Source organism: Corallococcus sp. AB018, from assembly GCF_003986945.1.
GTDB lineage: Bacteria > Myxococcota > Myxococcia > Myxococcales > Myxococcaceae > Corallococcus > Corallococcus exiguus.
The window spans coordinates 1-1,444 of sequence record NZ_RAWR01000443.1 but is presented as its reverse complement, the minus strand read 5'-3'; the positions used below and the strand labels follow the sequence as shown (position 1 = coordinate 1,444).

The following is a 1,444-nucleotide window of genomic DNA, read 5'->3' as shown; positions in this document are numbered from 1 at the left end:
CCAATGCCGGTCAGTTAGGGCGAGGGCGCTTCACCCACTTCTTGTCGTAGTTGCTCATCTTGATTTTTACGACTCGTGGGAAGCGCCTCTCGCTCCTTCGTTCCGGTAACAGCAGCAACCCCAGGTGCCTGCGCAAATCGAGCAGGTGCTCTGGAATCCGCCCGGGTGCCAGCGGCGGGGTCGACCAGACCAGCCATGCGTTTCGGATGAGCGCCAGCGCATTGACGAAGCTGATGCGCGTCGGCTCCACGCCGGCTTCGTCCGCAGCCCGTTCCATCTCCACGCGTACCAGGTTGTAGGCCAGCAGAATGCCCCAGACTTCCTGCCGGACGCCTTGGGGCGTGCGACTGCGGATGGCTTCCTGCCGGTCCAAGAGGTGCGTCTTGATTTCGTCGTACCCCAGCTCGATTTCCCATCGCTCGTGGTACAGCTGGACAATCTTTTGGGCCGGGTACTTCTTCGGGTCCAACAGCGACGTCAGCAGCACTCCGGCACGAAAGCCCGGTCGCTGGTAGCGGATGGCCCTCATGCGGACGGCTTCGGGCAGGGGCTTGGCGCTCGAAGCACGCATGGAGCGGGTGACCGGCAGCTCCACCAGGTCATCGTTCTGACCGAGCTTCTCGACCCGGACGGGTTTCATATGAGCCTTGGCCCGCACCAGCCAGTGCCGGTTCTTGGCCCCCGTGGCAATCTCCATCAGGTCGCGGACCGCGGTGAAGTTGCGGTCGACGATGACGACGGAATTCTCTGGCAGCTGGCTCCATAGCTCCGCAGCCAGTGTCACCTCTCCCGTGGCGTAGGCCCCAAAGCGCACCGCCGCCACCAGGTGGGAGCGTGCCGCCATCAGCGCCACCGCCCGCACCGTAGGATAGGCGCTACCGGCGCGAGTGCCGTTGCCCGGACTGCCACCGAACTGACTCCAGTTGTCGGGCGAGTCCGGCACCCGCACCGTCGTGCCATCCAGGGCATAGACGGCCAGCTTGTGCCAGGGGCGCGCCCTGGCGCTGCGGTGGGCCCACGCCGAAGCCGTCGTATTGAAGAGGTACTCCATCGGCTCATCGCCCAGGCGCTGGCGCGCCTGGGTCAAAGCGCTCGGCGCCACGTCCGTCGAGCCCGTCCCCGTCGGCAACGCCACATTCAGCAGGGAGGCGACACGCTGGATGGACTCATTGCGCATCAGTGCCATGCCCACCACCAACCAGATGACCTGGTCAGCCGGCAGGCGCCGACGGCGTATCGAGGCAAAGCCGGTGGCCACCACGGCTTCCTCCACCCATACCGGGTCGATGTGCTGCCGAAACCGGTCGAACTGCTCGGGGGCCACCATGGCAGCGCCCTGGATGGCCTGGGAAAGCCCCATGCGGCGATCTCCAAGAATGAGATCGCCACACCCTCAACCATGGCGGTAGGTCCTCGCAAGGCCCACCTATCTGATCGGCATTGC

1 protein-coding gene is annotated in these 1,444 nt (G+C 65.4%); it reads right to left on the bottom strand.

Going from position 1 to position 1,444, the window contains the following annotated elements; translation table 11 throughout:
• Positions 1 to 10: 10 nt before the first annotated feature.
• Complete coding sequence (locus tag D7Y11_RS42595; RefSeq protein ID WP_126936517.1) at positions 11 to 1,360, bottom strand: IS4 family transposase; 1,350 nt, start codon at positions 1,358 to 1,360, stop codon at positions 11 to 13.
• Positions 1,361 to 1,444 lie beyond the last annotated feature (84 nt).